Source organism: Streptomyces sp. NPDC088350 (assembly GCF_044753545.1).
Classification (GTDB): domain Bacteria; phylum Actinomycetota; class Actinomycetes; order Streptomycetales; family Streptomycetaceae; genus Streptomyces.
In genome coordinates this window covers 191,027-215,439 of the sequence record NZ_JBIVNL010000007.1, presented here as the reverse complement: position 1 = coordinate 215,439, position 24,413 = coordinate 191,027, and the positions used below count along the sequence as shown (strand labels likewise).

Genomic DNA, 24,413 nt, shown 5'->3' with positions numbered 1-24,413 from the left:
TGTGCCCCCTGGCCCGTTCGTGCGGCACGCGCGCGTGAGGGGCGATCCCCGGTGCTCCCGGGACCGCCCCTCCACGAAGTGGTGGCTGACAGCTACGGCTCAGCTGTCGGCGTGCGCCGTCTTGCCGAGCAGCTCGGTCAGGTCCTGGGGACGGTCCTTGGGCATGCCCATCCCCATCGCGCTCATGACCCAGCCGACGATGCCGCCGATGACCGTGATCGCCATACCGGCCCAGAAGCCGATCGGCTGCGCCATGACCATGAAGGCGCCGGCGACCAGGAACCCGATGAAGATGATGGTGGTACCGGTCCAGGCGGCCAAAGTGTGACCGTGGCTGTTGCCCGCCATGACGTGCTCCTCGTTGCTGTGTACGTGTGTGAGCAGACGCTCACGCTTCATTGTTCCGCACGCGCGCGGAAGCGGTGCTCCGGGGTGGCCCCGTGTCCACTCCGGTTCAGCAGTGCCTCGTAAGGGGCGCGGGGAACTGCGCGACCAGCCACGACGCTGCCGCGGCCAACCGACGACGGACGCATCCTCGCCCCTCCCAGCCGAGCACTACGCCCCAGTGGGGTCCTCACCCCGGTCCAACGCCTTCCAGACATCCTCGGGCCGGTCGGGGTCGACCACAGGAGCCCGCCGGGGGCGCACCGCGCCGTTGCGTTCGTAGCGGCCGGACATCGCGGGCCAGCGGCCGCCGTAGAGCAGGGCGAGGAGACCGGCCAGCAGGATCAGGCCGCCGCCCACCGCGGCGACGTACGGCCAGGCGGTGTGGTCGAAGGCGTGCACGACGGACGAGGTGTCGCCGGAGGCCTGCGCGGCCTTGTCGTCGAGCGCCGAGCTGTCGGTGGCGCCGAGCAGGGCGGCGACGACGATGCCCGCGCCGGAGAGCGCGAGGAGGGCGGAGACCGCGAAGCGGCCCGTCCTGCGGACGGCGAAGACGGCGACGAGCGCGGCGAGGCCCACTATGGCGAGCGCCGCGGGCACGCCCGTGACGTCGCTGCCCTTGGCGGACAGCGGGAACGCGTCGCCGGCCACCGTCGCGGTCCCCATCGACCAGCGCTGACGGGTGGCCAGCAGCGCCACGGCCGCGCCGAGCGCACCGCTCATCAGCGCCACGGCGAGGCTACGGCGAGCGGAGCGCGCGGGGCCTTCGCCTTCGGAACGGGGGTGTGGAACAGCAGCAGTCACGTAGTCCACTATCGCTCCAACCCCGGGCGAACCGTCACCCGGGGTTCATATGACCCTCGTCCTACTGCCCGAGCCGGTTCGCCGTGTGCACCGCGCGGAGCACCGCCGCCGCCTTGTTGCGGCACTCCTGGTCCTCCATCTCGGGGTCCGAGTCGGCGACGATGCCGGCGCCCGCCTGGACGTAGGCGGTGCCGTCGCGCAGGAGGGCCGTACGGATGGCGATGGCGGTGTCGGAGTCGCCGGCGAAGTCGAGGTAGCCGACGCAGCCGCCGTACAACCCCCTTCTGGAGGGCTCCAGTTCGTCGATGATCTGCATCGCGCGGGGCTTGGGCGCGCCGGAGAGGGTGCCGGCCGGGAAGCAGGCCGTGAGGACGTCGAAGGCGGTGCGGCCGGGGGCGACGCGGCCGGTGACCGTCGAGACGATGTGCATCACGTGCGAGTACCGCTCCACCGACATGAAGTCGACGACCTCGACCGAGCCGGGCTCGCAGACACGTCCCAAATCGTTACGCCCGAGGTCGACCAGCATGAGGTGCTCGGCGCGCTCCTTGGGATCGGCGAGGAGTTCGTCGGCGAGGGCCTGGTCCTCCTGCGGGGTCGCGCCGCGGTGCCGGGTGCCGGCGATGGGGTGGACCATCGCGCGGCCGTCCTCGACCTTCACGAGGGCCTCGGGGGACGAGCCGACGACGTCGAAACCGTCGAAGCGGAACAGGTACATGTACGGGGACGGGTTGGTCGCCCGGAGCACCCTGTACACGTCCAACGCGCCTGCCGTGCACGGGGTTTCGAAGCGCTGCGAGGGGACGACCTGGAAGGCCTCGCCCGCGCGGATGCGCTCCTTGATGTCCTCGACGGCCACCTTGAAGTCGGGGCCGCCCCACAGCGCGGTGTACTCGGGGAGCTCGGAGGGCGGGAGCTGGGCGGGCGGCTGGGCCACCGCGCGGGAAAGGTCCGCCTCCATGGCGTCGAGGCGGGCCACCGCGTCCGCGTAGGCCTCGTCGACGCCCGTGTCGAGGTCGTTGTGGTTGATCGCGTTGGCGATCAGCAGGACCGAGCCCTCCCAGTGGTCCATCACGGCGAGGTCGCTGGTGAGGAGCATGGTCAGTTCGGGGAGCTTGAGGTCGTCCCGCTCGCCGGGGCCGATCTTCTCCAGGCGGCGGACGATGTCGTAGCCGAGATAGCCGACCATGCCGCCGGTGAAGGGCGGCAGGCCCTCCTGGTGGGGGGTGTGCAGGGTCTCGATGGTGGCGCGCAGGGCGGCGAGGGGGTCACCGTCGACGGGGACGCCGACGGGCGGGGTGCCGAGCCAGTGGGCCTGTCCGTCGCGGGCGGTCAGGGTGGCGGCGCTCCGCACGCCCACGAACGAGTAACGGGACCAGGAGCGGCCGTTCTCCGCGGACTCCAGGAGGAAGGTGCCGGGGCGCTCCGCGGCGAGTTTGCGGTAGAGCGCGACCGGGGTGTCGCCGTCGGCGAGGAGCTTGCGGGTGACCGGAATGACGCGGCGGTCGGTGGCCAGCTTGCGGAACGTCTCAAGGTCCATGGCGGCTGACCCTACTGATCCGAGGCGGTGGTGCTGGAATCAGCACCTTCATTGAGAAGGCCGTCCTCAAGGCCGTCCTTCAGGAGCACGTCGGCGTCGAAGCAGGTGCGGGCGCCGGTGTGGCAGGCCGCCCCGACCTGGTCGACCTTCACGAGGACCGTGTCCGCGTCGCAGTCCAGGGCGACGGACCTGACGTGCTGGAAGTGGCCGGAGGTGTCGCCCTTCACCCAGTACTCCCGGCGGCTGCGGGACCAGTACGTGCAGCGGCCCGTCGTCAACGTCCGATGCAGCGCCTCGTCGTCCATCCAGCCGAGCATCAGCACCTCACCGGTGTCGTACTGCTGGGCGATGGCGGGGACGAGCCCGTCGGCGCTGCGCTTGAGGCGGGCGGCGATCTCGGGATCGAGGCTGCTGGATTGGGGCGCGCTGGTCATGGGGCCATTGTGCCGCGCCGCACTGACAGTCCCGGCGGACGTCCACTGTGCGGACCGGAGCAGCGTCCACTGTGCGGACCGGACCGGCGGTCGTAGGCTGACGGTATGTCGACCTTCGCCAAGCGTGAACGACTTCTTCTCGCCGACCTCCTGGAGACGGCGGGTCCCGACGCCCCGACCCTCTGCGAGGGCTGGCGGACCCGTGACCTCGCCGCGCACGTGGTGGTGCGGGAGCGCCGCGCCGACGCCGCCGGCGGCATCATGATCAAGCAGCTCGCGCCGCGTCTGGAGCGGGTGATGACGGAGTTCGCGGCGAAGCCGTACGAGGAGCTGATCCAGCTGATCCGTACGGGCCCGCCGCGCTTCTCCCCGTTCCAGCTCAAGCAGCTCGACGAGGCGTCCAACACGGTCGAGTTCTACGTCCACACCGAGGACGTGCGGCGGGCGCAGCCGGAGTGGACTCCGCGCGAACTGGACCCGGTGTTCCAGGACGCCCTGTGGTCGCGCCTGGAGCGCATGGCCCGGCTGATGGGCCGCACCGCGCCGACCGGTCTGGTGCTGCGCCGCCCCGACGGCCAGACGGCGGTCGCCCACAAGGGCGCACCGGTCGTGACGGTCACCGGCGAGCCCTCGGAGCTGCTGATGTTCGCCCATGGCCGGCAGAGCGTGGCCAAGGTGGAGCTGGACGGCGACGAGAACGCGATCGCCAAGCTCCAGGAGGCCAAGCAGCTGGGGATCTGAGGGGTCAGTGGGGTAGTTCGGCCCGCCGCAGTTCCCGTACGCCCAGCGCGATGCCCCCTCCCAGCCCACAGACCACCGCGCTGACCACGAACACCGGGCCGGTACCCCACGCGCCGATCGCCGCGGCCGACAGCGGCATGCTCAGCGGGGCGAAGCCGAGGCTGACCAGGCTGGACACGGCGGTGACACGGCCGAGGTAGGCGGGGTCGGAGTGGGTCTGGAGCAGGGCCCCGCAGACGGCGCCGCTGAGTCCGGCGAGCAGCCCGATGAGGAGGGCCACGCCGACGGCCGCGAGGACGCCCGGGACGTAGGCGAGGGCGCCGATGGCGACGGAGCCCGCGATGATCGAGTAACCGGCGACCCGCCCGGCGTACGGCAGTCGGCCCCGCACGGTCAGCGTCATCGAGGCGATCCCCGCGCCGACCCCGAACCCGGCCAGCACCCACCCCATCCCGGACGCCGCCCAGCCCCGCTCGTCGGCGAGCAGGGTCAGCCCCACGTTGAGCGGCGCGACGAACCCCAGGTCGCCGAGGGCTGTCGCGAGCATCAAGGGGGCGAGGACACGGTGCCGGCGGATGTAGCGGAGACCGGTCACCAGGTCACGCCAGGCGGTGGTCGGGGTCTCGGTGGTCCGGGTCTCGGTGGTCCGGGTCTCGGTGGTCCGGGTCTCGGTGGTCCGGGTCTCGGTGGTCGGCGTCCCAGCAGCCATGGTCCCAACCGCGGTAGCCCCGGCGGCCCTATCGTCCGGCGGCAGCTCCCGGACCCGTAGGGAGATCAGCAACGGCACCGATATCGCGATCAGCAGCCCGGCCAACCCGAACGCGGTGGCCGCGCCCCCGAACGCCACGGCGAGACCGCCGAGCGGGGCACCGAAGATCACGGCGAACCGGTACGCGAGGCCCCGCATGCCCTGCACCCGGGCGAGCTGCCCTCTGCCGGTGATACGCGCGGGCAGCGCGCCCACGGCGGGCACGAAGACGGCGTCCACGGTGCCGAAGACCAGGGCGAGCGCGGCGAGCGGCCACAGTCCCAGGCCGGTGAGGAACAGCAGCGCGGCCACGGCGAGAACGGCCACGCAGCGCACGGCGTCGCTGCCGATGACCACCCGGCGCGGACCGAAGCGGTCGGCGACGACTCCACCGCCCAGCATCAGCACCGCACGCGGCAGCGCGCTGACCGACATCACCAGGCCGGCCTGCGCCGGGGACCCCGCCTGAACGGCGGCCCAGGACAGGGCCACGTAGTAGACGCCGTCGCCTGCCATCGACGCCGCGTAGGCGCCGAGCCAGCGCAGGACGTTGGGGTCGCGGTGAGCGGCTCTGTCGGTGGCTGTGCCGGGGGCTATGAGCTTGGCGGGCACGGGAGTTGGTCCTCTCCGGGGCTCAGACACGGAACGGGAAGCCGTACGTGTGCACCGCGACGTTCTCGCGGCCCTCGGTGTCACCGGCGGCGACGGCGGCCCGGCCGCGCTCCTCGTATCGACGCACGACGTCGCCCAACTCCTTGGACAGCTCGCTCAGTTCGGCCGGGGTGAGCCGCAGCAGCCACTCCGAGTCGTCGGAGGCCGACGTCCACTCGTCGCTCCAGTAGGCACGCTCGTCGATGTAGCGCCGGTACATGTCGGCGCGCTGCGCGAAGAACAGACGGCCGGCGGCGCCATGCGCGGCGGCCTTCTCCGGGGCGTCCCGGAAGTCCTCGTCACGGATGCTCACGCCCTCCGAGGCAGGCTGCCACCACCGCTCCCGCCCGTCCCCGCTGCGCGGCTCGGCCTCCTCGATCAGCCCGTGCTCGGCCAGCTTGCGCAGGTGGTAGCTGACCAGCGAGACGGCCTCGTCGACCTGCTCGGCGAGCTGGGAGGCGGTCGCCACCCGGGCGAGGATCAGCAGCCGGTACAGCTGCGCCCGCAGCGGGTGCGCGATGGCCTTGAGCGTGCCCAGGTCCTTGATTCGACGGTCTCTCTCCTTGTCGGCCATTCCTTCACCGTAGATACGAAAGGGAAGTTGCGCAATCTTTCTTGCGCAACTTTCCTTTCGTATCTACCCACAAGTAAGCCCCGACCACCCGGCAGCCGGGGCTTACAACGCCTCAAGGCGCCTCTACGGGTGTCACCGCACCGGGTGTCCCGCCTCCCGCAACGCCTGCTTGACCTCGCCGATCCGCAGATCCCCGAAGTGGAAGACGGAAGCCGCCAGCACCGCGTCCGCGCCCGCCGCCACCGCCGGCGCGAAGTCGGCCAGCTTGCCCGCGCCCCCGGAGGCGATGACCGGCACGGTCACGTGCTTGCGTACCGCCGCGATCATCTCCAGGTCGTAGCCGTCCTTCGTGCCGTCCGCGTCCATCGAGTTGAGCAGGATCTCCCCCGCCCCCAACTCGGCGGCCCGGTGCGCCCATTCGACGGCGTCGATGCCGGTGCCCTTGCGACCGCCGTGGGTGGTGACCTCGAAGGAACCCGACTCCGTACGCCGTGCGTCCACCGACAGCACCAGCACCTGCCGCCCGAACCGCTCCGCGATCTCCCGGATCAGCTCGGGGCGCGCGATCGCCGCCGTGTTGACGCCGACCTTGTCCGCGCCCGCGCGCAGCAGTTTGTCCACGTCCTCGGCCGTGCGGACGCCGCCGCCGACCGTGAGCGGGATGAAGACCTGCTCGGCGGTGCGGCGGACCACGTCGTACGTCGTCTCGCGGTTGCCGGAGGATGCGGTGATGTCCAGGAAGGTCAGCTCGTCGGCGCCCTCGGCGTCGTAGACCTTGGCCATCTCGACGGGGTCGCCCGCGTCGCGCAGGTTCTGGAAGTTGACGCCCTTGACGACCCGGCCGTTGTCCACGTCCAGGCAGGGGATGACACGTACCGCCAACGTCATGCGGAGCCTCCGTCCTCGGTACCGGAGCGGTACGCCTCCACCTCGACCTCGACGACCAGGCTCGGGTCGACGAAGCCGGACACGATGATCATGGACGCGGCGGGACGGATGGCGTCGAAGAGTTCCTTGTGGGCGCGGCCCACGTCTTCCACATCCCGGGCGTGGGTGATGTACATACGTGTGCGCACCACATCGGCGGGGCCGAGACCCAGTTGCTCCAGCGCCGCGAACGCGACGTTGAACGCGTTGACCGCCTGCTCGTAGGGACCGCCCCCGGCGATCTCGCCGTCCACTATCGACGTGCACCCGGAGACCAGCACCAGGCCGTTCGGCAGCTCCACCGCGCGGGAGTAGCCGAAGGCGTCCTCCCAGGGCGCGCCGGTCGACACGCGTCGTAGCTCGGTCACCGGGCCACCGCCTCCAAGGCCTCTTCCAGGGTGAACGCCTTCGCGTACAGGGCCTTCCCGACGATGGAGCCCTCGACACCGAGGGGTACCAGTTCGGAGATGGCGCGGAGGTCGTCGAGCGACGACACGCCGCCGGAGGCCACGACCGGGCGGTCGGTCGCCGCGCAGACGTTGCGCAGCAGCTCCAGGTTGGGGCCCTGGAGCGTGCCGTCCTTGGCGATGTCGGTGACCACGTACCGGGCGCAGCCCTCGGAGTCGAGACGGGCCAGCGTCTCGTAGAGATCGCCGCCGTCGCGGGTCCAGCCGCGTCCGCGCAGGGTCGTGCCGCGTACGTCGAGACCGACGGCGATCTTGTCGCCGTGCTCGGCGATGACCTTGGCGACCCACTCGGGGGTCTCCAGCGCGGCGGTGCCGAGGTTGACCCGGGTGCAGCCGGTGGCGAGGGCGGCGGCGAGGGTGTCGTCGTCGCGGATGCCGCCGGACAGCTCGACCTTGATGTCCATGGCGCCGGCGACCTCGGCGATCAGCTTGCGGTTGTCGCCGGTGCCGAACGCGGCGTCCAGGTCGACGAGGTGCAGCCACTCGGCGCCGGCGCGCTGCCAGGCGAGGGCGGCCTCCAGAGGGGAGCCGTAGGAGGTCTCGGTCCCGGACTCGCCGTGGACGAGGCGGACGGCCTGGCCGTCGCGGACGTCGACGGCGGGGAGGAGTTCGAGCTTGGCCATGGTCTACAGGGTTCCGATCCAGTTGGTGAGCAGCTGCGCTCCGGCGTCGCCGGACTTCTCGGGGTGGAACTGCGTGGCCCACAGGGCGCCGTTCTCCACGGCGGCCACGAAGGGCTTGCCGTGCGTCGACCAGGTGACCAGGGGGGCGCGCATCGCCGGGTTGGAGACTTCGAGGGACCAGTCCTGGACGGCGTAGGAGTGCACGAAGTAGAAGCGCGCGTCGGCGTCCAGGCCGGCGAAGAGCTGGGAGCCCGCCGGGGTGTCCACGGTGTTCCAGCCCATGTGGGGCACGATCTCGGCCTGAAGCGGCTCGACCGAGCCGGGCCACTCGTCCAGGCCCTCGGTCTCGACGCCGTGCTCGATGCCCCGCGCGAACAGGATCTGCATGCCGACGCAGATGCCCATCACCGGGCGCCCGCCGGACAGCCTGCGGCCGATGATCCAGTCGCCGCGGGCGTCCTTCAGGCCCTTCATGCAGGCGGCGAAGGCACCGACGCCCGGCACCAGCAGGCCGTCCGCGTTCATGGCCTTGTCGAAGTCACGCGTTATCTCGACCTGGGCACCGGTGCGCGCGAGGGCGCGCTCGGCGGACCGGACGTTCCCGAAGCCGTAGTCAAAAACAACTACCTTCTTCGCCGCGCTCAATTCCACACCGCCAATCGCATGACCCCCGCGACCAGACACATCGCCGCGCCGATGGAGACCAGCACGATGAGGCTCGCCGGCATCTTCTGCTTGACGAAGGAGTAGACCCCGCCGAGGAGGAAGAGTCCGACGACGATCAGGAGGCTGGAGAGGCCGGTCACAGCGCGCCCTTCGTGGAGGGGAGGATGCCCGCCGCGCGCGGGTCGCGCTCGGAGGCGTACCGCAGGGCGCGGGCGAGCGCCTTGAACTGGCACTCCACGATGTGGTGCGCGTTGCGCCCGTACGGCACGTGCACGTGCAGCGCGATCTGGGCCTGGGCGACGAAGGACTCCAGGATGTGCCGGGTCATCGTGGTGTCGTACTCGCCGATCATCGGCGCCATGTTCTCGGGCTCGGTGTGCACGAGGTACGGCCGGCCGGAGAGGTCCACCGTCACCTGGGCGAGGGACTCGTCCAGCGGGACCGTGCAGTTGCCGAACCGGTAGATCCCGACCTTGTCGCCGAGCGCCTGCTTGAAGGCGGCGCCGAGGGCGAGGGCGGTGTCCTCGATGGTGTGGTGGGAGTCGATGTGCAGGTCGCCCTCGGTCTTCACGGTGAGGTCGAACAGACCGTGCCGGCCGAGCTGGTCCAGCATGTGGTCGTAGAAGCCGACCCCTGTCGACACGTCGACCTTGCCGTGGCCGTCGAGATCGATCTCGACGAGGACCGAGGTCTCCTTGGTCGTCCGCTCCACACGTCCTACGCGGTTCATGCGCTCTGCTCCTTCGGGGGTGTGGGGGTGTCCCCCATAAAACACAGCAACTGACGGACCGCGTCGAGGAACGCGTCGTTCTCTTCGGGGGTTCCGGCGGACACCCGCAGCCATCCCGGGATGCCGTTGTCACGGATCAGGACGCCCCGGTCGAGGATCGCCTGCCAGGCGGCGTGCGAGCCCCCCTCACCGAGGAACCGGCCGAACTGCACGAAGTTGGCGTCGGAGTCGACGACTTCGTAGCCGATCGCGCGCAACTCGCCCACCAGCCGGTCCCGTTCGGACTTCAGCTGCTCCACGTACCCGAGCAGGGTGTCGGTGTGCTCCAGGGCGGCCAGCGCGGTCGCCTGGGTGACGGCCGACAAGTGGTAGGGCAGGCGTACGAGTTGGACGGCGTCCACGACCGCCGGGTGCGCGGCGAGGTAGCCGAGGCGGAGACCCGCCGCACCGAACGCCTTCGACATGGTGCGGGAGACGACGAGATTCGGCCGTCCTTCGAGCAGCGGCAGCAGCGACGCGCCGTGGCTGAACTCGATGTACGCCTCGTCGACGATCACCATCGACGGCTTGGCGGCCTGCGCCGCCTCGTACAGCGCGAGGACCGTCTCGGGCGGAACGGCGTTGCCCGTGGGGTTGTTGGGGGTCGTGATGAACACGACGTCGGGCTTGTTCTCCGCGATCCACCGCTCGGCGGCCGGGAGGTCGATCGAGAAGTCCTCGCCGCGCGGCCCGGAGATCCAGCCCGTGCCCGTGCCGCGCGCGATGAGCGCGTGCATCGAGTACGACGGCTCGAAGCCGATCGCCGTACGACCGGGCCCGCCGAAGGTCTGCAGCAGTTGCTGGATGACCTCGTTCGAGCCGTTGGCCGCCCACACGTTCTCGATGCCGACCCGGTAACCACCGGTCTTCGTCAGGTAGTTGGCCAGCTCGGTGCGCAACTCGACCGCGTCCCGGTCCGGGTAGCGGTTGAGGCCGCGGGCGGCCTCGCTGACCCGCTCGGCGATCCGCGCGACCAGCGGCTCGGGCAGCGGGTAGGGGTTCTCGTTGACGTTCAGCCGTACGGGGACGTCCAACTGGGGCGCGCCATAAGGGGACTTGCCGCGCAGCTCGTCCCGTACGGGAAGATCGTCGATTCCGAAGCTCACTTGCCGGGCACCTTCCAACCGAACCTAGCCTTGACCGCCGCGCCGTGCGCGGGCAGATCCTCCGCCTCCGCCAGCGTCACCACGTGATGCGCCACGTCGGCGAGGGCGTCGCGGGTGTAGTCGACGATGTGGATGCCGCGCAGGAAGGACTGCACGGAGAGCCCGGAGGAGTGGCAGGCGCAACCGCCGGTCGGCAGCACGTGGTTGGAGCCGGCCGCGTAGTCGCCGAGGGAGACGGGCGCCCAGGGGCCGACGAAGATCGCGCCCGCGTTCCGGACCCGGTCGGCGACGGCAGCGGCGTCGGCCGTCTGGATCTCCAGGTGCTCCGCGCCGTACGCGTCCACCACGCGCAGCCCCTCGTCGACGCCGTCGACGAGGACGATCGCGGACTGCCTGCCGTTCAGGGCCGGGACGATCCGGTCCTCGATGTGCTTGGTGGCCGCGACCTGCGGTTCCAGCTCCTTCTCGACCGCGTCCGCGAGCGCCACGGAGTCCGTGACCAGGACGGCGGCGGCGAGCGGGTCGTGCTCGGCCTGGCTGATCAGGTCGGCGGCGACGTGCACCGGGTCGGCGCTGTCGTCCGCGAGGACCGCGATCTCGGTGGGACCGGCCTCGGTGTCGATGCCGATCTTCCCGGTGAAGTAGCGCTTGGCGGCGGCGACCCAGATGTTGCCGGGGCCGGTGACCATGTCCGCCGGGGCGCAGGACTCGGTGCCGTGGGCGAACATCGCGACGGCCTGGGCGCCGCCGACGGCGTAGACCTCGTCGACGCCGAGCAGCGCGCAGGCGGCGAGGATCGTCGGGTGCGGCAGACCGCCGAAGTCCGCCTGCGGCGGCGAGGCGAGCGCGACGGAACCGACGCCGGCCTCCTGGGCCGGGACGACGTTCATGATCACGGACGACGGGTAGACCGACCGACCACCGGGCGCGTACAGCCCCACCCGGTCGACCGGCACCCACTTCTCGGTGACCGAGCCGCCCGGCACGACCTGGGTCGTGTGCGTCGTACGGCGCTGCTCGCGGTGGACGAGCCGGGCGCGGCGGATGGACTCCTCCAGGGCCGCGCGCACGGCCGGGTCGAGCTGGTCCAGCGCGTCGCTGAGGGCCCGGGCCGGGACCCGCACCGATTCCAGCCGCACCCCGTCGAACTTCTCGGCGAAGTCGATCAGCGCCGCGTCGCCCCGATGATGCACGGCCTCGCAGATCGGACGCACCTTCTCCAGGGCGGCCGAGACGTCGAAGTCGGCTCGGGGCAGCAGGTCGCGCAGGGCGGGTCCGTCGGGGAGGGCGTCGCCGCGCAGATCGATTCGGGCCAGAGAGAAATGTTGCAGCACAGGAGCAATTCTCGCAGACGGTCATCGGGCGCTGCTCACGCATATCAATGGCTGATACAGACCGTGGCCGGAACCCGGAAGATCAGGGGGCGTGGGGGGTGTCCCCCCACAAAGCACAGCACGTCTAGTGTTCCGGGGGTCACGCAGCGGGCATGAACAGCCGTGCGAACCCGTGAGTAGTCGAGAGGGATGAAAGAGCAGTGACCGAGGGTGTCGGCATCCGCGCGGGGGATGTGCCGGACGATGCGACCGCCGCCGAGGCCGGTATGTGGCAGGCCTTCCGCAATGGCAGCGTGTACGACCTGAGCAGTGGCGACAGCGTCGTCGACGATCCGCACGGCGGACATCCGTGGGGCGCCGACCGCACCGTAAGGGCACGCTTCGTGTGCTGGCTGCTGCTGGACGGACCGCCCCCGCTCTCCGGCCGGGTGGCCTCCCTGAAGCTCACCGGGCTGCGTATCACCGGCACCCTGGACCTCGCGGGCGGCACCGTCGCGCCGTACGTCGAGCTGAAGGGCTGCCGGTTCGAGCAGGAGATCCTGTTACCGGAGGCGCGCTTCCAGACCGTACGGCTGGTGAACTGCTCGGTGCCGCGGCTGGAGGCGGCGCGGGTGCACACGGAGGGCGATCTGCATCTGCCGCGCTGCCGCTTCCACAACGGCCTGCGGCTCACGGACGCGCACATCGGCACCGATCTGCTGCTCAACCAGGCGATCGTCTACCGGGACCGCACGGGCCGTTCGATCGCCGCGGACGGCATGACCGTAGGGCAGGACCTCCAGGCCGAACTCCTCGAATCACACGGTGAGTTGAGCCTGCGCAGCGCCAAGGTCGGCGTCTCGCTGAGCCTGCGCGGCGCCCGGCTGGCGAACCCGTACACCCGGCTCGCCCTGAACGCCCCGCAGCTGACCGTCGGCCGCACCCTGTACCTCACCCCGGCGGGCGTCGGCGGCCCCTGGCGCAGCGGCACCACACCCGCGCGCGGGACCCGCATCCAGCGCTTCGAGTGCCAGGGCGGGGTGCGCCTGGACGACGGGCGGTTCGGGGACGCGGTGGACCTGGAGCGGGCCCGGTTCACCTTCACCGACGACCAGGAGCTGTCGCTGCTGCGGGTGCAGACGCCCGAGTTGCGCTTCCTCGGGGAGAGACCGGGGCGCGGCAAGGTGGTGCTGTCGGGGGCGCGGGTCGTCAACCTGATCGACCGGGCGGACAGCTGGCCGGGTCCCGGCAACCTCCACATGGGCGGCTTCGGGTACGAGAACCTCGTACCGCAGGGCCCGTTCCCGCTGGACGCGCGCCTCGGCTGGGTGGCCGCCGCGACCCCCGAGTACAACCCGGAGCCGTACGAGCGGCTCGCGACCGTGCTGCGCAACGCGGGTGAGGACGTGGACGCGCGGGAGGTGCTGCTCGCCAAGCAGCGCCGGCGGCGGGAGAGTCTGCCGGTCGCGGCGAAGGTGTGGGGGTTCGTGCAGGACTGGACGGTCGCCTACGGGTACCGGCCGGGCCGGGCCGCCGTATGGATGGCGGTGCTGTGGGCGGCGAGTTCGCTGGCCTTCGCGCACGCCGACCACGCGCCGGTCAACGCCACCGGGCATCCACCGTGGAGCCCCGCCCTGTTCGCCCTGGACCTGCTGCTGCCGGTCATCGACCTGGGACAGGTGGGGCAGTGGCAGTTGCACGGGGGCTGGCAGTGGCTGTCCGTGGCGCTGATCCTGCTGGGCTGGATCCTGGCGACGACGGTGGCGGCGGGGGCCTCACGGCTGCTCAGACGCGGCTGAGAACGGCCGGGGGCACCCCACTCGAACAGATGAGCAACAGTCACCTTTTACCTGGCCTTGACCGGGGCGCGTACAACTTTCAGCCGGGTGCTCAATCGGTCTGGCGCACTCCGGATCCGCGGTCTTTCAATGGTCGGCACCATGGCTCTGCTGCGCGCGTTCATCCGTACCGCCCGGATGGCAAGGAACACCTCGCGGCTCGCCGCCGGGCTGCCGGCCGACGACGAGGTCCTTCTCGACGCGCCCGACGACCGGCTCGGTCCCGCGCTGGTCGCGGCGGGGCGCGGCGAGTTCGGGCCCGCGGCCGAGCTGATGGCCACGACCCGCGGGTCCGCCGAGTGGGAGGACCGCGACCGCTACGCGCTCCGGCTCGCCGCGTTCGCCCGCTGCCGCCCCGAGTGGCTGGACAACTGGTGCGCCGCCGCCCCGGACGACCCGGACGCGCTGCTGGTCGAGGTCCAGCTGGCGGTGGACCGCCGCTGGGAGTCGCCGGCCCGCGCCGAGCTGCTGCGCGAGCTGGGCCCGCTGATCGCGGTGGCGGCCGGGGCCGAGCCGCGCGACCCGGTGCCCTGGCGCATCGCCCTGGACCACGCGCGGGGCACGAACGCCGGGCACGCCGAGTTCGAGCGGCTGTGGGGCGAGGCGGTCCGCCGCTCCCCGCACCACTACGGCTGCCATGTGGCGGCCCTCCAGTACCTGTCGGCGCCCTGCTGCGCCCGGTGGGGGAACACGCCCCACACCGCCCGCTGCTCGCACCGCGAGAGCCTCGACTTCGCCGAACCGGCCGCGCAGGACGCCCTGCCGGGCTCGCTCGTCCAGGCGCTGCCGGTGCGGGCGGCCTTCGCCTGTCTGACCGACGGCTGCGCCCCCACGGTGCCCCGCGCCCGGCTGGACGCGGCGGCCGACCTCGCGATCGCCCTGTCGGCCAGGTACGCGGCGGCCGACCCCTGGCCCGCCGAGGTCCGCAACCTGCTGGCGTACGTCCTCGTCCGCCTCGAACGCTGGACGGACGCCCTGGACCAGCTGCGCCTGATCGGCCCGTACGCCACGTCCTTCCCCTGGGACCGGCTCTCGGACGACCCGCTGGGCCGGTTCCTCGAAGTCCGCGAGGGAGTACGGCTCGCGGTGGCCTCGGACCTGCCGCTGGGCGGCCCGGTTCCACCCGCTCTCGCGGCGATCCCACGACAACCGTGGGCCTTCGAAGAGACACCCGGGTATCCACGGAGTGAGCACGGCGGACGTGCCCGCTCCGGCGACCATTAGGCTTTTGCGCCGTGACCACCGTCCGGCTGCCGCTCTTCCCCCTGAACTCGGTTCTGTTCCCGGGGCTCGTGCTTCCTCTGAACATTTTCGAGGAGCGCTATCGCGCCATGATGCGCGATCTGCTCAAGACCCCTGAGGAGGATTCGCGCCGATTCGCCGTCGTGGCCATCCGCGACGGCCACGAGGTGGCGTCCACCGCCCCGGGCATGCCGGACCAGACGGCCGTGCCCGAGCGCGGGCCCGCCGCCGGCTTCGGCCCCGACCCGCTCAAGGCCTTCCACGCGGTGGGCTGCGTAGCCGACGCGGCGACCATCCGGGAGCGCGCCGACGGCACCTTCGAGGTGCTGGCGACGGGCACGACCCGGATGCGGCTGCTCTCCGTGGACGCCTCGGGCCCGTTCCTGACGGCCGAGCTGGAGGAGCTGCCCGAGGAGAAGGGCGACGAGGCCGGCGCGCTCGCGGAGGGCGTGCTACGCGCGTTCCGCCAGTACCAGAAGCGCCTGGCGGGCGCCCGGGAGCGCACCCTGTCGACCGGCGAGGCGGAACTGCCCGACGAACCGGCCGTGGTCTCCTACCTCGTCGCCGCCGCGATGATGCTGGACACGGCGACAAAACAACGCCTTCTCCAAGCCCCCGACACGGCTTCCCGCCTCCGCGACGAGCTGAAACTCCTCCGCTCCGAGACGGCCATCATCCGCAATCTCCCGTCCCTGCCCGCGTCGGAACTGACCCGAGGCCCGACAAGCCTGAACTGAGGCCGGAGCTCCCCCCATGGCGAAGAAGCAGAAACAGCAGCAGTCCTCGGGCGGCACTCCCGCGACCGTGGCCCTGACGGCCGCGGGAGTGCCGTACGAGATCCATTCCTACGACCACGACCCCTCCCACCCGTCCTACGGCGAGGAGGCGGCCGAGGCGATGGGTGTCTCCCCGGACCGGGTCTTCAAAACCCTGGTGGCGGACGTGGACGGCACTCTCACGGTGGCCGTGGTCCCGGTAGCAGGCCAACTGGACCTCAAGGCCCTGGCCTCAGCGCTGGGCGGCAAACGCGCCACGATGGCCGACCCGACCCTCGCCGAACGCACCACGGGCTACGTCCGCGGCGGCATCTCCCCCCTGGGCCAACGCAAGAAGCTCCGCACGGTCCTCGACGACTCGGCCTCCGCCCACCCCACGATCTGCGTCTCGGCGGGCCGCCGGGGCCTGGAGGTGGAACTCTCCCCCGAGGACCTCACCAAGCTCACGGAAGCGGTACTGGCCCCCATCGGGCGTGCGTGACCCCTCGACGGCGGTCCCCTCCTCGGTTAAGCACAAGGGACATGTCGAAGAAAACCAGGAAACGAAAGTGGCGCATCAAGAAACGCCGCTCGAACCATGGACACCGGCCGGCGTAGGTATTCAACGCAGGCCGGCTGTACCCAGCCCGTCCGGCGTTCGAGGACGAGGCCGTTCAGGCCGAAGCGGGGTCCGGGGGCGCAGCCCCCGGGCGGGGCCGAAGGGGCGGCGGCCCCTGGGGATGGGACGGGTAGGGGCGGCGGGGGCGAAAAACTCCTCGCCGCACCCGCCACACACCCCCACACCACACCCCCCTACGACAGCGGCGCCCCGTACCCGTCCTTCGGAACCGCCCCCTGCGGCACATACACCGGCTCAGGATCCCGAGGCCCGAACAACGCCGTCAGCCCCAGATGCACCACCAGCGCGGCAAGGGACCACGCCATCAACGCCCCCTTCGCCCCCAACTTCAGCGGCGCCGAGAACGTAACCCCCTTACCCACGGCCTTCGCGTGCGCGAGCACATCCTTCGTGGGCCCGAACCACGTCCCCAGCCGCCACGCGAGCACCGAGGCGAGCAGCCCACCCACGGTCAGCGCGACCACGAGCGGCACACCCCCACGCCGCCGCAGCAGGAAGACGACGAGCGCGCTCAGCACCCCGAAGGCCACCGCGAGCAGAGTGAACGTTCCGTCCACCCCCACCGCCTGCTCACCCTCGGAATCCTTGAGGTAGACGACCCAGCTCTTGTCGACCACGTCCCCGACCAGCGGCACATGCGGCGCCAGCCACCACCACAGCACCCCGAGCAGCACCCCACCGAGCGCCACGGCGACCGTGACGACCGAGGCCTCGATCAGTTCGGTCTTCCATCCGGGGCCGTCCGCCCCGTACGACGCGTCCTGCGGGGCGTACGCGGGATATCCGGCACCCGGGGTGCCCGGGTCACCCGGGGGCTGCCACGGATCGTGCGGGGACTGGTCACGCGGCGGCGGAGGCGGAGTCAGCGGTGCGGTCACGTTGACATCGTGCCAGGCCCGGCTGTGCGGCGCGTCACCGGACGGCAGCCCGGCGATAGGCCCACGCGGCGACGGCCAGCGAAACGACCCCGACGCCGGCGCATACGGCGAGGTCACCGAGGACGAGCGCCCAGTCGGGATGCGCCGCGAAGGTCTGCGCGAAGGCCTCCACGCCGTAGGTCGAGGGCACCAGATCCCGCAGGAACCGCACCGCCTCCGGCATCCGGTCGCCCGGCAGCACACCGAGCAGCAGCGCCCCCGACATCCCCAACTGCCCGAGCAGCGTGGCGAGTTCAGGACGGGGCGCGAGCAGCCCGAGGGCCGCGCCGAGCCCGGCGAGCGCGGCCCCGGCGAGCGGGACCACCGCCGCCAGGATCCAGATGTTCCCCATCGGCAGCCCGAACAGCACACACCCGAAGACGGCGGTCAGCACGGTCCCCGGCACGGTGAAGGAGGCGTACGCGCCCGCCGCGCCCAGCACCACGGCCGCGGGCGGCACCGGCAGGGTGGCGTAGTGGTCGAGCCCGCCGCTGCCGCGCAGCTGCCCGAAGTACTGCGCGAGCAGGTTCAGCCCGACGTAGGCGACGACGAGCACGGACGAGCCGGCGACGACGAACCGGGCGTCGTGACTCCCCCCGTCGACGACCCCGCGCATCATGATCAGGATGCCGACCGACTGGAAGGTCGCCACGAACAGCAGCGGGATCCGCGCGACCCGCGCCCGGGACAGCTGTGCCCGGTACACGGCGGCCAGGGAGGGCCACAGCCGCGCCTTCGGCCCCAGCTCGGCGGCGCCCGTCCCGGCGTCCTCCGGGACGGCCAGGGACCCACTCGGCAGAACATCCGCGGATACGACAGTCACGTCGCGCTGCTCCTCTCGACGCCGGCAGTCGCCCTGCCCCCTACGGACACAACGGCGATCGCTCTGTCCCATACGGATACGACGGCCCGTGCACTCATGCCTTCACCAGCCCCTGCGCGTTCCCGCCCAGTGTCAGATACACGTCCTCCAGGCTGGGCGTGGCCAGGGTGAAGTCGTCCAGGGCGGCGAAGGCTGCCCCGCCGGTCACCGTGGCGACGGCCACCCGGGCCTCCTCGGGGGCCAGCCGCAGCGTCCAGCGGCGCCCGGACTCGACGGCCCGGTCCCGCAGCGCGGCGACCTCCGGGACGTCCAGCGGCGGCTTCTCCCGCCACACCAGCTCGACCCGTACCTCTCCGGCGACCTGTTCCTTGAGCCCGGCGGGGGTGTCGCAGGCGATGACCCTGCCCTGGTCGAGGACGGCGACCCGGTCGAGGACCGTCTCGGCCTCGATGACGTTGTGGGTGACGAGCAGCACGGTGGTCCCGCGCTCGGCCCGGCGCCGGTCGACGGCGGACCACACGGCCCTGCGCGCCACCGGATCCATCCCGGTGGTCGGCTCGTCGAGCACCAGCAGGGGCCGCTCCCCGACCAGCGCGGCGGCCACACACGCCAGCCGCCGCTGCCCGCCGGACAGCTTCTTGAGCGGCCGGCCGGCGATGGCCGTAAGCCCCAACTCGTCCAGTACGGCGTCCCGTTCGGCCCGTGCGTCGCGCAGGTCGAGGCCGCGCAGCCGGGCGGTCGTCTCGGCGGCGAGCGACACGGTCAGTTCGTCGAGCGCGGAGGACTCCTGGCCGAGGTAGGCGAGGATCCGCGCGGCCCGCTCCGGGTGGCGCACGATGTCGTGGCCGAGGATCTCGACGCCGCCGGCGTCGGGCCGCATCAGCCCGATCAGCTGGCGTACGAGGGTGGACTTGCCGGCGCCGTTCGGTCCGAGCAGCCCGAAGATCTCGCCCTGGCGGATGTCGAGGGTCACGTCGTCGGTGGCCCGCACCTCGGGGGTGCCCGGCGCACCGCGCCGACCGCGCACCGCCGGATAGGTCTTGCTGAGCCCGCGCACCGCGCACACGACATCCCCACCGTGTCGAAGTGCCTGTCCCGCGCGCGTACTCACAATGGACGAGAGTACGGGGTCGCGGAGCCCTCCCCGCTCTCGGGTTGGTCCATAACGACAAATACGCCGGTAAAGAGCGTCACTCTCCGGCGGGCGCGTGCTCGGCGGCCGTCCGGACGTCGATCTCGCGCCAGAAACCGGCCCTGATCGCGTACCGGTCGTGCTCGTCGATCTGGTCGTCCTTGTGGGCGAGGAGGCCGAAGCGGGCGGCGTAGCGCAGCAGTTCGCCGTCGATGCGGTGCGGGACGCGCGGATACATTCCGGAGAGTTTCTGCAGGTGGGCGCCCTGGTCGCCGAGGCGGCCCATCCACCGGCGGGCGAAGACCTGCCCCACCTCGTACGGGTCGCCGCCGACCGTGGTGATGTCCTCCTCGCGGTCGGCCCAGCGCTGCTCGGCGGTGGTCAGCTGCGCCAGCGTCGGCATCGAGGCGACCTCGGGCGACTCGGTGGCGCCGCCCGGCCGGTCGACCCACCCTTTGTCGGAGGACCAGCGCAGGGTCGCGCTCGCGGGATGCGACGCGGGCTGGGCGGCACCCGGGGCCTTCAGGCTCGCCAGGTCCTTCGGGGTGGGCACGCCCTTGACCGCGGGCACCCGCTCCTGTGTGCCGTTCTCCGAGCCGGCCTCGGCCGCCGCGTGCTCGCCCTCCGCCACAACCCGCTCGCGCGGCTCCGCCGGCGCGGACTCCGGCAGCGGCGCCGACAGGATCGCGGCGATCTCCGGCCGCGGCACGGGCGGCGGCGCGCACACCCCGCCGAGGTCCTTCGCGCGTACGGCCTTGGTGATCCAGGTCCGGTCGAGCACCCGCCGCTCGTCGGCCTCGGCGACCAGGTCCTCGGACTGGTTGTAGTCCCCGTCCGCGGCCTGCACGGCCCACAGGTGTACGGCGACGCCGTGCTCCTTGGCGGCCATCATGCCCGGCAGCAGGTCCCCGTCGCCGGTGACGAGCACGACGTCGGAGCAGGCGCGGTTGCGGGCCAGCTCGGTCAGCTCGGCGTGCATGGCGGCGTCGACGCCCTTCTGCGCCCAGCGGCCGTCGCTGCGGGTCAGGGCGCCGAGGCGGACGGTGACGCGGGGCATCACGCGCAGCCTGCGGTGCTCGGGCTGCGGGACGCGGTCGGGGGCGCCGTCGAACCAGTAGATGCGCAGCAGTGGCCGTTCGGTGTCGGACTCGGCGCGCTCGCGCAGGCCCTGGATGAGGGCGGCGTGATCGACGGTGATCCGGGAACGCGAGGGCTCTCCGGCGAGGAGACTGGCCGCCGCCCCCAGCAGATACCCGGCGTCCACCAGGACGATGCAGCGGTCCACGCGACTCACCCTCTTCCCGGTCGGTTCACTTCGGGCTCGCTTCGAGTCTGCCCGACCGCACAGGGGTTAACGGCCCGAACTCGATCTTCGGCGTGGCGTTTCGGGGCTTCTCTCTCGCATCAACCATGTCACACACGGTAATTATCCGAAATGCGTTCTTCGTCAGCCTATGTGAATCTGGTCGCGGCCCTGGCCCCTAGATCCCCCTCAGGAGGCAGATCACCATGGCCAAGAACAAGCACCGTGACCGCAAGCAGCCGCAGTCCGAGCGCGCCGAGGAGCAGGCCAAGTCCTCCTCGATGCAGGACCAGGCCGAACAGCGCATATCCCAGGCGACTCCCAGTGACATGGCCCGCAAGGGCAGGGAGAAGCGCTTCGGCCACAACTGAGGCCTGCTCTAAGGCATGTGGAACACCGAGGGGCGCATCCGTCGACGGATGCGCCCCTCGGTCACGTCTGTTGCCTGTTGCCCGTTACCTGTTGCCCGTTGCTCAGCCGGCCAGGCAGGCCGGGCCGAGCAGCACCTTCAGGTCGCCGAACAGGGCCGGGTCCGGCTTCACCCGGTGCCGGTCCAGGCGCAGGACGGTGGTCTTGGTCGGGCCCTGGAGCTTGATCCGGACCTCGCTGTCGCCCCGGTGGTGACTGAGGATCTCACCGAGCCTGCTCACCATCGGCGGAGTGACCCTGGTCGCCGGGATGGTGAGGATCACGGGCGCGTTGGTGCCCGCGTTCGACACGTCCGGGACCTGCATCTCCATCGCGACCAGACGGGGCACGTCCTCGCGCTTGTCGAGGCGGCCCTTGACGAACACGATGGTGTCCTCGACGAGTTGGGTCGAGATGAGCTGGTAGGTCGCCGGGAAGAACATGCACTCGATGGAGCCCGCGAGGTCCTCGACGGTGGCGATCGCCCAGGCGTTGCCCTGCTTGGTCATCTTGCGCTGGAGGCCCGAGATGATGCCGCCGATGGTGACGACCGCGCCGTCCGCGTGCTCACCTCCGGTGAGCTGGGCGATGCCCGCGTCGGCCTTGTCGGACAGCACGTGCTCCAGGCCGAAGAGCGGGTGGTCGGAGACGTAGAGACCGAGCATCTCCCGCTCCTGGGCGAGGAGATAGGTCTTCTCCCACTCGTCGGTGGTGAACTCCACGTCGAGTCCGAAGCCGGGCTCGCTGGTGTCCTCCTCCCCCATGCCGCCGAAGAGGTCGAACTGCCCCTCGGCCTCCTTGCGCTTGACCGCCACCACGTTGTCGATCATCGGCTCGAAGTGCGCGGTGAGGCCCTTGCGGGTGTGCCCCAGGGTGTCGAACGCCCCTGCCTTGATGAGGGATTCGGTGGTGCGCTTGTTGCAGGCGGCGGCCTCGACCTTGTCCAGGTAGTCGGGGAAGGAGCCGTACTTCCCCTTCGCCTTGCGGGACCTGATGATCGAGTCGACCACGTTCGTGCCGACGTTGCGCACCGCCTCCAGGCCGAAGAGGATCACGTCGTCGCCCTGGGCGGCGAAGTTGTGCACCGACTCGTTGACGTTCGGCGGGAGCACCTTGATCTTCATGCGCCGGCACTCGTTCAGGTAGATCGCGGACTTGTCCTTGTCGTCCTTGACCGAGGTGAGCAGCGCCGCCATGTACTCGGCCGGGTAGTTGGCCTTCAGGTAGGCGGTCCAGTACGAGACCAGGCCGTACGCGGCGGAGTGCGCCTTGTTGAACGCGTAGCCGGCGAAGGGGACCAGGACGTCCCACAGGCCCTGGATCGCCTCGTCGCTGTAGCCGTTCTTCCGGGCGCCCGCCTGGTAGATGGTGAAGTTCTTCGCCAGTTCCTCGGGCTTCTTCTTGCCCATCACGCGGCGCAGGATGTCGGCCTCGCCGAGCGAGTACCCGGCGACGATCTGTGCGGCCTTCTGTACCTGCTCCTGGTAGACGATCAGGCCGTAGGTCACCGCGAGGACCTCCTCAAGAGGCTCCTCCAGCTCCTTGTGGATGGGCGTGATCTCCTGGCGCTTGTTCTTGCGCTCGGCGTAGTTGATGTGCGAGTTCATGCCCATCGGGCCTGGCCGGTACAGGGCCGAGACGGCGGAGATGTCCTCGAAGTTGTCGGGCTGCATCTGGCGCAGCAGCGAACGCATCGGTCCGCCGTCGAACTGGAACACGCCCAACGTGTCGCCGCGGCAGAGCAGTTCGTACGTCTTGGGGTCGTCCAGCGGGAGGGCGAGCATCTCCAGGTCGATGCCCTTGTTGGACTTCACCATCTTCACGGCGTCGTCCATGATCGTGAGGTTGCGCAGCCCCAGGAAGTCCATCTTGATCAGGCCGAGCGACTCGCACTGCGGGTAGTCCCACTGTGTGATCGTCACGCCGTCCGTGTGCCGCACCCAGATCGGGGCGTGGTCGACGATGGGCTCGCTGGACATGATGACGCCGGCGGCGTGCACGCCCATCTGCCGGACCAGGCCCTCGACGCCCTTGGCGGTGTCGATGACCTTCTTGACGTCCGGCTCGTTCTCGTACATCCCGCGGATCTCGCCCGCCTCGCCGTAGCGCGGGTGCTTGGGGTCGGTGATGCCGGAGAGGTCGATGCCCTTGCCGAGGACGTCGGCGGGCATCGCCTTGGTGAGGCGGTCGCCCATCGCGTACGGGTAGCCCAGCACGCGCGCGGAGTCCTTGATGGCGTTCTTGGCCTTGATCTTGCCGTAGGTGCCGATCATGGCGACCTTGTCGGCGCCGTACTTCTCGGTCACGTACCTGATCACCTCGACGCGCCTGCGCTCGTCGAAGTCGATGTCGACGTCGGGCATGGAGACGCGCTCGGGGTTGAGGAACCGCTCGAAGATCAGGCCGTGCGGGATCGGGTCGAGGTCGGTGATGCCCATGGCGTACGCGACGATCGAACCGGCCGCGGAACCACGGCCCGGACCCACCGCGATGCCGTTGTTCTTCGCCCACATGATGAAGTCGGCGACCACGAGGAAGTAGCCGGGGAACCCCATCTGGATGATGACGTCCAGCTCGTACTCGACCTGCTTCTGCCGGTCCTCGGGGACACCGCCCGGGAAGCGGCGCTCCATGCCCAGGCGTACCTCCTCCTTGAACCAGGTGACCTCGGTGTAGCCCTCGGGGATGTCGAATTTCGGCATGAGGTTCTTGGCCTCGAACATGCCGGTGGTGTCGATCTGTTCGGCGACCAGGAGGGTGTTGCGGCAGCCCTCCTGCCAGGCGTCCGAGGAGTCCACGGCGTACATCTCGTCGGTGGACTTCAGGTAGTAGCCGGTGCCGTCGAACCGGAAGCGGTCCGGGTCGGAGAGGTTCTTGCCGGTCTGGATGCACAGCAGGGCGTCGTGGGCGGTCGCCTCGTGCGCGTAGGTGTAGTGCGAGTCGTTCGTCACCAGGGGCGGGATGCCGAGCTTGCGGCCGATGTCGAGGAGGCCGTCACGGACCCGGCGCTCGATCTCGATGCCGTGGTCCATCAGCTCCAGGAAGTAGCGGTCCTTGCCGAAGATGTCCTGGTACTCGGCAGCCGCCTTCAGGGCCTCTTCCTCCTGGCCGAGGCGCAGCCGGGTCTGGAGCTCGCCCGAGGGGCAGCCGGTGGAGGCGATGAGCCCCTCGGACCACTGGGAGATGGTCTCCTTGTCCATGCGCGGCCACTTCTGGAGCCAGCCCTCGGCGTACGCGTCCGAGGACAGCTTGAAGAGGTTGTGCAGGCCCGTCCTGTTCGCCGCCCAGATCGTCTTGTGGGTGTAACCACCGGAACCGGACACGTCGTCACGCTTCTGGTGCGGCTGGCCCCACTGGATCTTGCGCTTGTTGCGCCGGGACTCGGGGGCGACATACGCCTCGATGCCGATGATCGGCGTGACCCCGGCTTTCTTCGCCGTGTGGAAGAAGTCGTAGGCACCGTGGAGGTTGCCGTGGTCGGACATCGCGATGTGGGTCATGCCCATCTCGTTGCACGCGTTGAACATGTCCTTGAGCCGCGCGGCACCGTCCAGCAGCGAGTACTGGGTGTGGACGTGCAGGTGCGTGAACGGCGGCTTTGACACGGC

General features: G+C 70.8%; 25 protein-coding genes. 6 read left to right on the top strand and 19 right to left on the bottom strand.

Annotated features, from left to right (window positions below; genetic code table 11):
* Window positions 1-99 precede the first annotated feature (99 nt).
* From ACIQBL_RS25580 to hisI, 4 genes are all read right to left on the bottom strand, one after another.
* Entirely contained in the window at window positions 100-348 is a 249-nt protein-coding gene (locus tag ACIQBL_RS25580) for an HGxxPAAW family protein (protein WP_026178390.1), read from the bottom strand.
* A gap of 207 nt (window positions 349-555) precedes the next feature.
* Window positions 556-1,197 (bottom strand): TIGR02234 family membrane protein, encoded by a 642-nt coding sequence (locus tag ACIQBL_RS25575; RefSeq protein ID WP_401945246.1) that lies wholly within the window; start codon window positions 1,195-1,197, stop codon window positions 556-558.
* 52 nt (window positions 1,198-1,249) lie between these two features.
* Window positions 1,250-2,728: an anthranilate synthase component I gene (locus ACIQBL_RS25570; protein ID WP_401945245.1), complete on the bottom strand. Its 1,479-nt coding sequence runs from the start codon at window positions 2,726-2,728 to the stop codon at window positions 1,250-1,252.
* A gap of 11 nt (window positions 2,729-2,739) precedes the next feature.
* The gene (gene hisI, locus ACIQBL_RS25565; RefSeq protein WP_401945244.1) at window positions 2,740-3,162 is read right to left on the bottom strand and encodes a phosphoribosyl-AMP cyclohydrolase; all 423 of its coding nucleotides are present in this window, start codon (window positions 3,160-3,162) and stop codon (window positions 2,740-2,742) included.
* Window positions 3,163-3,267: 105 nt separating this feature from the next.
* On the opposite strand from hisI, the gene ACIQBL_RS25560 reads away from it, so the two are divergent.
* Window positions 3,268-3,903, top strand: a complete 636-nt coding sequence (locus ACIQBL_RS25560; RefSeq protein ID WP_401945243.1) for a TIGR03085 family metal-binding protein — start codon at window positions 3,268-3,270, stop codon at window positions 3,901-3,903.
* 4 nt (window positions 3,904-3,907) lie between these two features.
* Here the strand turns inward: ACIQBL_RS25560 and ACIQBL_RS25555 are convergent, their stop codons facing one another.
* The 10 genes from ACIQBL_RS25555 to hisD form a co-directional block, all read right to left on the bottom strand.
* A complete protein-coding gene (locus ACIQBL_RS25555; RefSeq protein ID WP_401945242.1) occupies window positions 3,908-5,263 on the bottom strand; it encodes an MFS transporter in 1,356 nt (451 codons plus the stop codon).
* A 22-nt stretch (window positions 5,264-5,285) separates the two neighbouring features.
* The gene (locus ACIQBL_RS25550) at window positions 5,286-5,876 is read right to left on the bottom strand and encodes an ArsR/SmtB family transcription factor (protein ID WP_401945241.1); all 591 of its coding nucleotides are present in this window, start codon (window positions 5,874-5,876) and stop codon (window positions 5,286-5,288) included.
* A gap of 132 nt (window positions 5,877-6,008) precedes the next feature.
* Window positions 6,009-6,764 carry an imidazole glycerol phosphate synthase subunit HisF gene (gene hisF, locus ACIQBL_RS25545; RefSeq protein ID WP_401945240.1) on the bottom strand — a complete coding sequence of 252 codons (756 nt, stop codon included), beginning with the start codon at window positions 6,762-6,764 and terminating at the stop codon, window positions 6,009-6,011.
* Window positions 6,761-7,171, bottom strand: coding sequence for a RidA family protein (locus ACIQBL_RS25540; protein ID WP_401945239.1), 411 nt, complete (start codon window positions 7,169-7,171; stop codon window positions 6,761-6,763). Before ACIQBL_RS25540 ends, hisF begins: the two co-directional genes overlap by 4 nt.
* Window positions 7,168-7,893: a bifunctional 1-(5-phosphoribosyl)-5-((5-phosphoribosylamino)methylideneamino)imidazole-4-carboxamide isomerase/phosphoribosylanthranilate isomerase PriA gene (gene priA / locus ACIQBL_RS25535; protein WP_401945238.1), complete on the bottom strand. Its 726-nt coding sequence runs from the start codon at window positions 7,891-7,893 to the stop codon at window positions 7,168-7,170. The genes ACIQBL_RS25540 and priA overlap by 4 nt, the downstream gene beginning before the upstream one ends.
* Before the next feature lie 3 nt (window positions 7,894-7,896).
* The gene (gene hisH / locus ACIQBL_RS25530) at window positions 7,897-8,544 is read right to left on the bottom strand and encodes an imidazole glycerol phosphate synthase subunit HisH (RefSeq protein ID WP_401945237.1); all 648 of its coding nucleotides are present in this window, start codon (window positions 8,542-8,544) and stop codon (window positions 7,897-7,899) included.
* A complete protein-coding gene (locus ACIQBL_RS25525; protein WP_043675305.1) occupies window positions 8,535-8,699 on the bottom strand; it encodes a hypothetical protein in 165 nt (54 codons plus the stop codon). The genes hisH and ACIQBL_RS25525 overlap by 10 nt, the downstream gene beginning before the upstream one ends.
* The gene (gene hisB, locus ACIQBL_RS25520) at window positions 8,696-9,289 is read right to left on the bottom strand and encodes an imidazoleglycerol-phosphate dehydratase HisB (RefSeq protein WP_043675308.1); all 594 of its coding nucleotides are present in this window, start codon (window positions 9,287-9,289) and stop codon (window positions 8,696-8,698) included. Before hisB ends, ACIQBL_RS25525 begins: the two co-directional genes overlap by 4 nt.
* Entirely contained in the window at window positions 9,286-10,434 is a 1,149-nt protein-coding gene (locus ACIQBL_RS25515; protein ID WP_401945236.1) for a histidinol-phosphate transaminase, read from the bottom strand. Before ACIQBL_RS25515 ends, hisB begins: the two co-directional genes overlap by 4 nt.
* A complete protein-coding gene (gene hisD / locus ACIQBL_RS25510; RefSeq protein ID WP_401945235.1) occupies window positions 10,431-11,768 on the bottom strand; it encodes a histidinol dehydrogenase in 1,338 nt (445 codons plus the stop codon). The genes ACIQBL_RS25515 and hisD overlap by 4 nt, the downstream gene beginning before the upstream one ends.
* A 200-nt stretch (window positions 11,769-11,968) precedes the next feature.
* On the opposite strand from hisD, the gene ACIQBL_RS25505 reads away from it, so the two are divergent.
* From ACIQBL_RS25505 to ybaK, 4 genes are all read left to right on the top strand, one after another.
* A complete protein-coding gene (locus ACIQBL_RS25505; protein ID WP_401945234.1) occupies window positions 11,969-13,546 on the top strand; it encodes an oxidoreductase in 1,578 nt (525 codons plus the stop codon).
* A 141-nt stretch (window positions 13,547-13,687) separates the two neighbouring features.
* Window positions 13,688-14,809: a hypothetical protein gene (locus ACIQBL_RS25500; RefSeq protein ID WP_401945233.1), complete on the top strand. Its 1,122-nt coding sequence runs from the start codon at window positions 13,688-13,690 to the stop codon at window positions 14,807-14,809.
* Window positions 14,810-14,820: 11 nt separating this feature from the next.
* Window positions 14,821-15,564 (top strand): LON peptidase substrate-binding domain-containing protein, encoded by a 744-nt coding sequence (locus ACIQBL_RS25495; protein WP_401945232.1) that lies wholly within the window; start codon window positions 14,821-14,823, stop codon window positions 15,562-15,564.
* A gap of 16 nt (window positions 15,565-15,580) precedes the next feature.
* Window positions 15,581-16,084, top strand: coding sequence for a Cys-tRNA(Pro) deacylase (gene ybaK / locus ACIQBL_RS25490; protein ID WP_401945231.1), 504 nt, complete (start codon window positions 15,581-15,583; stop codon window positions 16,082-16,084).
* Window positions 16,085-16,395: 311 nt separating this feature from the next.
* Here ybaK and ACIQBL_RS25485 read toward each other — a convergent pair whose 3' ends face one another.
* The 4 genes from ACIQBL_RS25485 to ACIQBL_RS25470 all read right to left on the bottom strand — a co-directional run bounded on the left by ACIQBL_RS25485 (window position 16,396) and on the right by ACIQBL_RS25470 (window position 20,379).
* Window positions 16,396-17,100, bottom strand: a complete 705-nt coding sequence (locus ACIQBL_RS25485) for a hypothetical protein (RefSeq protein ID WP_401945230.1) — start codon at window positions 17,098-17,100, stop codon at window positions 16,396-16,398.
* Window positions 17,101-17,134: 34 nt separating this feature from the next.
* Window positions 17,135-17,962: an ABC transporter permease gene (locus ACIQBL_RS25480; protein WP_401945229.1), complete on the bottom strand. Its 828-nt coding sequence runs from the start codon at window positions 17,960-17,962 to the stop codon at window positions 17,135-17,137.
* A gap of 94 nt (window positions 17,963-18,056) precedes the next feature.
* The gene (locus ACIQBL_RS25475) at window positions 18,057-19,028 is read right to left on the bottom strand and encodes an ABC transporter ATP-binding protein (protein ID WP_401945773.1); all 972 of its coding nucleotides are present in this window, start codon (window positions 19,026-19,028) and stop codon (window positions 18,057-18,059) included.
* A gap of 124 nt (window positions 19,029-19,152) precedes the next feature.
* Window positions 19,153-20,379 carry an NYN domain-containing protein gene (locus ACIQBL_RS25470; protein WP_401945228.1) on the bottom strand — a complete coding sequence of 409 codons (1,227 nt, stop codon included), beginning with the start codon at window positions 20,377-20,379 and terminating at the stop codon, window positions 19,153-19,155.
* A gap of 224 nt (window positions 20,380-20,603) precedes the next feature.
* On the opposite strand from ACIQBL_RS25470, the gene ACIQBL_RS25465 reads away from it, so the two are divergent.
* On the top strand, window positions 20,604-20,768 hold the full coding sequence (locus ACIQBL_RS25465; RefSeq protein ID WP_199827393.1) for a hypothetical protein: 165 nt from the start codon (window positions 20,604-20,606) through the stop codon (window positions 20,766-20,768).
* Window positions 20,769-20,870: 102 nt separating this feature from the next.
* On the opposite strand, the gene dnaE is transcribed toward ACIQBL_RS25465, so the two are convergent.
* Window positions 20,871-24,410, bottom strand: coding sequence for a DNA polymerase III subunit alpha (gene dnaE / locus ACIQBL_RS25460; protein ID WP_401945227.1), 3,540 nt, complete (start codon window positions 24,408-24,410; stop codon window positions 20,871-20,873).
* Window positions 24,411-24,413: the final 3 nt, after the last annotated feature.

What these genes read in the sequence shown, in the direction of transcription:
- ACIQBL_RS25465 (WP_199827393.1), top strand. Translation starts at nt 20,604, where the DNA reads ATGGCCAAGAACAAGCACCGTGACCGCAAGCAGCCGCAGTCCGAGCGC.
- ACIQBL_RS25560 (WP_401945243.1), top strand. Translation starts at nt 3,268, where the DNA reads ATGTCGACCTTCGCCAAGCGTGAACGACTTCTTCTCGCCGACCTCCTG.
- ACIQBL_RS25500 (WP_401945233.1), top strand. Translation starts at nt 13,688, where the DNA reads ATGGCTCTGCTGCGCGCGTTCATCCGTACCGCCCGGATGGCAAGGAAC.
- ACIQBL_RS25570 (WP_401945245.1), bottom strand. Translation starts at nt 2,728, where the DNA reads ATGGACCTTGAGACGTTCCGCAAGCTGGCCACCGACCGCCGCGTCATT.
- ACIQBL_RS25550 (WP_401945241.1), bottom strand. Translation starts at nt 5,876, where the DNA reads ATGGCCGACAAGGAGAGAGACCGTCGAATCAAGGACCTGGGCACGCTC.
- hisF (WP_401945240.1), bottom strand. Translation starts at nt 6,764, where the DNA reads ATGACGTTGGCGGTACGTGTCATCCCCTGCCTGGACGTGGACAACGGC.
- hisB (WP_043675308.1), bottom strand. Translation starts at nt 9,289, where the DNA reads ATGAACCGCGTAGGACGTGTGGAGCGGACGACCAAGGAGACCTCGGTC.
- hisI (WP_401945244.1), bottom strand. Translation starts at nt 3,162, where the DNA reads ATGACCAGCGCGCCCCAATCCAGCAGCCTCGATCCCGAGATCGCCGCC.
- priA (WP_401945238.1), bottom strand. Translation starts at nt 7,893, where the DNA reads ATGGCCAAGCTCGAACTCCTCCCCGCCGTCGACGTCCGCGACGGCCAG.
- ACIQBL_RS25580 (WP_026178390.1), bottom strand. Translation starts at nt 348, where the DNA reads ATGGCGGGCAACAGCCACGGTCACACTTTGGCCGCCTGGACCGGTACC.
- ybaK (WP_401945231.1), top strand. Translation starts at nt 15,581, where the DNA reads ATGGCGAAGAAGCAGAAACAGCAGCAGTCCTCGGGCGGCACTCCCGCG.